Source organism: Cyclobacterium sp. L-R, from assembly GCF_056859355.1.
In genome coordinates this window covers 21420-29213 of record NZ_JBSXOH010000017.1, presented here as the reverse complement: position 1 = coordinate 29213, position 7794 = coordinate 21420, and the positions used below count along the sequence as shown (strand labels likewise).

At 40.3% G+C, this 7794-nt stretch carries 5 protein-coding genes; 2 read left to right on the top strand and 3 right to left on the bottom strand.

What is annotated here, in order from left to right:
- Positions 1 to 509 precede the first annotated feature (509 nt).
- Complete coding sequence (locus tag AC13EX_RS01020) at positions 510 to 824, bottom strand: hypothetical protein (RefSeq protein ID WP_048641788.1); 315 nt, start codon at positions 822 to 824, stop codon at positions 510 to 512.
- A gap of 245 nt (positions 825 to 1069) precedes the next feature.
- Between AC13EX_RS01020 and polA the strand changes: the two genes are divergently transcribed.
- Together polA and radA are read left to right on the top strand one after the other, a co-directional pair.
- Positions 1070 to 3886, top strand: a complete 2817-nt coding sequence (polA, locus tag AC13EX_RS01015; RefSeq protein ID WP_048641787.1) for a DNA polymerase I — start codon at positions 1070 to 1072, stop codon at positions 3884 to 3886.
- 77 nt (positions 3887 to 3963) lie between these two features.
- The gene (radA, locus tag AC13EX_RS01010; protein WP_482891194.1) at positions 3964 to 5340 is read left to right on the top strand and encodes a DNA repair protein RadA; all 1377 of its coding nucleotides are present in this window, start codon (positions 3964 to 3966) and stop codon (positions 5338 to 5340) included.
- 40 nt (positions 5341 to 5380) lie between these two features.
- Here the strand turns inward: radA and AC13EX_RS01005 are convergent, their stop codons facing one another.
- Complete coding sequence (locus tag AC13EX_RS01005; protein ID WP_482891193.1) at positions 5381 to 6097, bottom strand: class I SAM-dependent methyltransferase; 717 nt, start codon at positions 6095 to 6097, stop codon at positions 5381 to 5383.
- Positions 6098 to 6247: 150 nt separating this feature from the next.
- Complete coding sequence (locus tag AC13EX_RS01000; RefSeq protein ID WP_482891192.1) at positions 6248 to 7717, bottom strand: M14 family metallopeptidase; 1470 nt, start codon at positions 7715 to 7717, stop codon at positions 6248 to 6250.
- Positions 7718 to 7794: the final 77 nt, after the last annotated feature.

Sequence of the window (7794 nt, the reverse complement as noted above, 5' to 3'; positions counted from 1 at the left end):
TAAGCATCCTTACTTTCCTGCTTCTATATATGCCCAATTTAGAATGGAACAAACGAATTGCTTTCCATATTATTTTTAATGAAGCCCTATGTCTATTAGTCATAGGGATAATGTTATGGAAAGCTTCGGAGGTAAGAAAGTACTTGCAAACACTTCCTGAATAAAACATTAAACCCGAAATATGGAATAGACATTCTATTACGTGCTGAAATCGCTTTAAAATCAGCCACTTCGTTGCTATTTTCAATTTCACCATAGGGGTGCTATGCTGAAATCTTCAAACAGCCTGATTTTCTTGCGATTGCAACACTTCCCGTAAACACGGGACAGGCTTCACCCCTGACCATTGTCAGGGCGGAGAAATCCTATTGCATAATCCGAGTTAAAAATCACCCATGAATACAGGATTTACTCAATTTCTTATTTGAAAATCTCATGAGAAAAAAAAATGGCTGCGGTTTAAGATAAAACCCCAGCCATTTTTTTATGCTATAACCAGTGATAATTTATTACAGAATAAGAATCAATAATAAAATAATGATGATTGCTCCTGTAGAAATATAAATACCACTTCCACGCTCTTTTGCCTCTTTGTTAATCTCTCTCAGCTCCTTGCGGATTTCTTTCTTTTCACTTTTATCCATTGACTTAAAATCCATGGCTTTGATTTCAAGTATTCTGTTGTCTAATTCCTTCAGCCTTGCCTGATCTTCAGGACTCAATTCTTTCTTCTCCGGATTACTGTCTCCGTCCTTGGCCATGGCTGCAGGTGCCAGACTTGTAAAGAGAAATACCAAAGATAATAAGTAAGCTATCTTCTTCATTTTCGTTAAATTTATTGTTAAACCTTATTAATTTTTATTTAATACACCTTTTATGAATAAGGGCAAAACATTTGAACATCAATAATCTTACCAATTTAATTGATTTATTTGATCTTACACTAAAATGACTTGATATACCTCTTTTTATACTCTCATCCATTCCCCAAATTTCATTAACTTAGGCTGAAATTGTTTGTATATTTACCCATTGAAAGAAGCCTAATACTTCAAAAACATACCTAGAAATGTCTAAAGCCAACAAAAAACTATTCTTACTGGATGCTATGGCGCTAATCTATAGGGCGCATTTTGCTTTCAGCAAAAACCCCAGAATCAATAGCAAAGGATTAAACACCGGCGTCATGCTGGGATTTACCAATACTTTGTTGGAGATTTTGGAAAAAGAAAAACCTTCCCATATTGCCGTGGTATTTGATACCTCTGCCCCTACATTTAGACATGTACAGTATGAATCCTATAAGGCAAACCGCCAAGAACAACCTGAAGACATTTCCGTGGGTATTCCTTGGGTAAAGCAAATCGTTAAAGCTTTTAATATCCCTTCCCTTGAACTTGATGGTTACGAGGCGGATGACATCATAGGAACTCTAGCAAAACAAGCTGAAAAAAGCAGCTATACTGTTTACATGATGACCCCTGACAAGGACTATGGACAGTTGGTAGATGATCATATTTACCTTTACAAGCCAGCTTTTATGGGCAATGCAGTAGATGTAATGGGACCAAAAGAGATCTGCGCCAAATGGGATATAGAAAATGTAGATCAGGTAAGAGATATACTGGGTCTGATGGGAGATGCGGTAGATAATATTCCAGGAATCCCTGGAATTGGTGCAAAAACGGCTGTAAAACTCCTCAAGCAGTTTGGATCGGTTGAGGAATTGGTCAAAAACACAGACCAATTAAAAGGTAAGCAAAAGGAAAATGTAGAGAACTTTGGTCAGCAAGGCATCTTATCCAAAGAATTGGCTACGATCATGATAGATGTTCCCATAGAATATCATGCAGATGATTTTGTTGTTGAGCCACCCAATGAAGAGAGCCTAAAAGCTTTGTTCGCTGAACTGGAATTCAGGACACTCACAAAAAGGGTCTTCGGCGAATCCGTTAAAAAGTCTAAGATAAAGGTTGATGAACAATTGGGTTTGTTTACAGGAAGCCCTAGCACAGAAGCTACTGCTGCCGATGACACGGAGCAAATTCCTCCCATAGCCGATACCGAAGCGATGAATACACTTTTCAGTCTCCCCCATGACTACCACAAAGTAGAGGGAGAAACTGCCATTTCTGAATTGGTGTCCTACCTTTTAAAACAAAAGGAAATTTGCTTCGATACGGAAACCACGTCTATCAATCCAAATAAAGCAGAGTTGGTAGGAATCTCTTTTTCCTACATTACTTCCGAAGCATACTATATACCCTTCCCAGAAGATAAAGCTGAGGCAGATAAAACTCTTTCCCTTCTTCAACCAGTTTTTGAGGCGGAAGACATTTTAAAAATCGGACAAAACATTAAATATGATATCCTTGTATTGATGAATTATGGTATTTCCGTAAAAGGAAAACTGTATGACACAATGCTTGCCCATTACTTGATAGAGCCAGAAGGCAAACATTCCATGGATTGGTTGGCAGAGCAATACCTTAATTACAAACCGGTTTCTATTGAAAGTCTTATTGGCAAAAAAGGAAAGAATCAAGGCAATATGCGGGATGTAGCCCCTGATGAGGTGGTTCCATACGCATCGGAAGATGCCGATATCACTCTGCAATTAAAAACCAAACTAGACCCAATCATTAAGGAGAATCATCTTGAAAAACTCTTGCTAGAAGTAGAGAGCCCTCTGATTGAAGTATTGGCAGCAATGGAATTTGAAGGTATAAGGATAGATACCGAAAGCCTTAAAGAAATGTCTGTAACCTTGGAAAAGGAAAGCAGGGAGATTGAAGCAAGGGTTTATGAATTGGCTGGGGAGACCTTTAATCTGGCCTCTCCAAAACAGTTGGGAGAAATTCTTTTTAACAAGCTGGAGCTAGATCCAAAAGCAAAAAAAACCAAGACCGGGCAATATGCAACTGGTGAAGAGGTGCTAAGTAAAATGGCCGCTGAGCATGAAATCGCTCAGGCTATTTTAGATTTTAGGCAATTGGTAAAACTAAAGTCCACCTATGTGGATGCCCTACCTACTTTAATCAATCCTAAAACTGGAAGAATACACACCACCTATAATCAATTTGTAGCCGCTACAGGAAGGCTTTCTTCTAACAATCCCAACCTTCAAAATATCCCTATCCGAACAGAAAGAGGGAGGGAAATACGGAAAGCATTTGTCCCAAGGGATGAAAACCATGCCATCCTAGCAGCAGATTACAGCCAGATAGAATTGCGGATTATGGCGGCCTTCTCTCAGGATGAATCAATGATAGAAGCATTCAAACAAGGCCGTGACATTCATGCTACCACCGCTGCCAAAATATTCCAGGTTCCTCTTGAGGAGGTAACCGGAGACATGCGTAGAAAAGCAAAAACAGCCAATTTTGGGATTATTTATGGCATCTCCGCCTTTGGTTTGTCTCAACGATTAAAAATCCCAAGAGGAGAAGCCAAGGAAATAATTGATGCTTACTTTAAGGAATTTTCTGCAGTAAAAGCCTATATGGATGAGTGCATAGAAAAGGCAAGGAAAAACGAATATGTGGAAACCATCTTAGGCAGAAGAAGGTACCTCCGAGACATCAATAGCAGGAATGCCACCATGAGAGGCTTTGCAGAAAGAAATGCCATCAACGCTCCTATCCAAGGATCTGCTGCGGACATGATCAAATTGGCCATGATCCATGTGCAAGACTGGATGATAAAGGAAAAATTGAAGTCTAAAATGATCCTTCAGGTACATGATGAATTGGTCTTTGATGCGCATAAGGATGAAGTGGAGCTTTTGAAAAAAGAGATACCACTACTAATGAGCAATGCCATTAAGATCGCCGTTCCTCTGGAAGTAGAAGTAGGAGTGGGAAAGGACTGGCTGGAAGCCCATTAATGTGGTCTTCTAAAAAGACCCATTCCTAAATATCCTCCTACGAAATAATTACTGACCGCTTACCAATTAAATTAACTGTGGCTAAAATAAAGACCTCCTTTTTTTGTCAAAACTGTGGCGTAGAAAGTCCCAAGTGGACAGGTAAATGTCCCTCCTGTGGAGAATGGAATACTTTTGTAGAAGAAGTTGTGCAAAAGGAAGAAACCCAAAGAGGCGGTTGGAAAGCGAGTAGCAATAGCAGCAAAAAAGCCAACCAACCCAAACCCTTAAAGGAAATAACCTTTGAAGAACAATCTCGCCTGATCACTGGTGATGTAGAACTGGACCGGGTACTGGGTGGGGGAATAGTGCCTGGATCTTTGGTTTTAATAGGCGGTGAACCGGGGATAGGTAAATCTACGCTTATGTTGCAGATTGCTTTGATGCTTTCAAATACAAAGGTGCTTTACGTCTCTGGAGAGGAAAGTGAAACCCAGATAAAAATGCGTAGTGAGCGAATGAAGCACCATTCCGACGAGTGCTTTGTACTTTCAGAGACCAAAACCCAACATATCTTTCAACAGATCGAATTACTGAAACCAGACCTTCTGGTCATCGATTCCATCCAAACCCTCCACAGCCAATATGTAGAGTCAGCTGCAGGATCGGTCAGTCAGGTGAGGGAATGTACTGCCGAACTAATGAAGTTTGCCAAAGAAACAGGAACACTTGTTTTCCTAATTGGCCATATCACCAAAGATGGAACCATCGCAGGACCGAAAATCTTGGAACATATGGTGGATACAGTTTTGCAGTTTGAAGGTGACAGACATTTAAGTTATAGAATTCTACGCACCTCTAAAAACAGGTTTGGATCTACCAATGAATTGGGCATTTATGAAATGCATGCCAATGGACTGAGGCCTGTTACCAATCCTTCTGAAATATTAATGACGCAGCGGGATGAGCAATTAAATGGTGTGGCCATTGGGGCAATGCTTGAAGGCAACAGACCATTATTGATCGAAATTCAGTCCCTGGTCAGTCCCGCCACATATGGCACTCCTCAAAGGAGCAGTACTGGTCACGATGCCAAACGACTGAACATGTTGTTGGCAGTTTTAGAAAAAAGAGGAGGCATGCGATTGGGGCAACAAGATGTATTTCTTAATGTCGCCGGAGGACTTAGGGTGGATGACCCAGGATTGGATTTATCTGTTGTGGCTTCTATTATCTCTTCCTATGAAGACAAGGCAATAGATCCTGGAATTTGTTTTGCCGGAGAAATTGGCTTGGGAGGAGAAGTCCGTGCTGTAAACAGGATTGAGAATAGAATTGCAGAAGCGGCAAAAATGGGTTTCAAAAAAATTATGCTTTCCCGATACGCTATCAAAGGCCTAGAACTAGACAAATACCAAATCGAGGTTCTGGCTGTAAGTAAACTGGAAGAAATGTACCGTCATATATTTCTATAGAAGTGCATCTCTTCCAGTGAAATTTCATGCTACATCTTGATTATTTAGGTTTACTACCACCAAAAGCAGCAAAACAGCAATGCTTGTGCAAGATTTCTATGCCGGTAAATCCTACTTTTTCCATTAGGTTCACTTGAAAAAGCAAAGACCTTGGGCTGTCTTCTTTTTCTATGTAATCGAAAACATTCTCACGGTACTCAACTCCATTTAGTTTTTCCAAGTAGCTACCGTACCAATACCACATCATTTTCTGAATCTCTGGATTATCGTGTTTTACGAGATCTGAAATCCATAAACTACCCCCTGGCGCCAAAAGTTTGAAAATTTTGGTAAAGGCATTTTCCCAATCTTGCTCATCTCTAAGGTGGTGCAAAACTGCTGCCGCAATGATAATGTCATATTTACCTTCTTCCAATTTAGCATCCCTGAGGTCAGCTTGAATGGTGTTAACCTTGCCTGTAGTGGCCCAAGAAACCCTGTCTTTGGCCTTGGTTAGCATAGGTTGACTTAGATCCAGCAGGTCACTGTTCATCTGAGGAAAATGCTGCAATACCTTTAGGGAAAGATTCCCAGCACCACAGCCGATATCTAATAAATTTTCTGCTTTAGGGCTAGTAGCTAAAGCGGCATTTGCAATCAATTCCATGCATAATGGTGCGTCGATTGTCGCTTGCTGGCCGGTCTCTAAATTAGAAAATCGCTCAACATCCTTGTCAAATCTTTCTTTAATTTCTTCTACAGTAGATTTGCTTTGCATGGTTATATTTTGGTTTTATTTAAATTTAACATTCCTGATTTTAACAATTTACGGGTACAAATACAAGAATTCAGCCAATTTCTATTGGCGTTTAAAAAAATAAATAACGCCAATTGATTCTATTTTAGTCGATTACACCTACTCAACGCGCTATTCTATTATTCCCCAGAAAAATAAATTATCACTCGAGTCAAGTCGGATTACATGACCATTAATTATAGCCATTTTCCTAATTCCATTTGTTGTGAGGTAAAATAATGGACTCCCATCCAATGTAGATTCCAAGTTCGGAGTATTTCCTTCGGTGAAGACAAGGATTGGTAATTGATGTACTTTTCCCTTGTGGATTTTGTCCGTTTCAACGGCCAAATAACCCTCTTCGAGCAAATCCATCCCCCTTGCCCTATCCAGTTTTTCAAAGGGAATTACTTCCGGCCAGATTTTTCCTTTTTCTAGCTCCATTCCCTTAGCTTCTATTTCCTCATGCCCATAGTACACAGATAAATCCCCCCAATCGGCAATATTTCCTCTCATCAAAATAAGGCTATCGAGAAACAACTCACTGCTTTTGATCCCTATGTCTGTGAGGTAACTATAATCCCCTGCCTTGGTTTCTACATTTTTTATCAACAAGTCCATCAGCTTGGAATCATTCTCCGGGATGTCATGGTAAGCTTCTTCCGTATACTGATAATAACTCTCTGTAGCAATCTCATACAAGGCATTAAGCAGTATCATGAAATTTAGCTGGCGAATATATTGTTTCTCCCTATCCCCAGGATAAGCGCCTGATTCTATCAATATGGTACTCGTGCCCCACTTTTGAATATTGTCCCCAAAAGCCCTGGGCTCAAAGCTGTCATCGTATTTACCTACCTGACCAGGAACCACCTGCTGTAACAATTGGTCCATCCCAACGATCACCTTCATGGCTTTGCTTCTAACCGCATTCACTTCACGGGCTTCATTGTAGGCAGGAGCAAGAAAGGAAATGGTAGCCGGAAGAGCTGTGCCTTCTACGTTATAATACCTGTTTTGATCGTGAAGATTGAAACCGAATTCCGGCTCAAAATCATCCCTTGCACGCTTGAGTATAATCCCCTCGGGTGTACTTTGGCGAACAGCATCCCTATTGAGGTCAATTTGTTGCGCATTTCTTCGAACAAACCTTTCTGCTCCATCTGGATTGAGCATGGGAATAAATCGAAGCAGCAAATTCTTATGTATGGCTGAGCGAATGAACTCAAAGCCATCATCAGCTGAACCTTCCAGGAAATTGAAAAGATCAAAAAGGGCCATGGTGGCGGTGCTCTCATTGCCATGCATCTGAGACCAAAGTAGTACTTTCCTATTCCCTCCCCCATAGGTCAAGGCATTGATTGGACGTCCTTCCACTGACTTACCAAGCACAGAGGTCTCAAACACATCCTTCCTTTTAGCAATCAAAGGAGCGATAATCTCATATCCATAACGCCTATTGTCTATTTCTGAGGCTTTATACTTTGAAAAAGCATTTTCCAGAAGTTTTGGGTTGATACTTTCAGTTTTTTCCTTGACTGGCTGACAAGCAAAAAACAGTGAAACAAAAAGAAACAATGGTATTCCAGAACAAGATCTCATTGGACGACTGAAGGTTGGTTACTATGTAAATATGGTGAAATTTAATTAAATTTATGGGCCCAAATAAGCAAACAGTA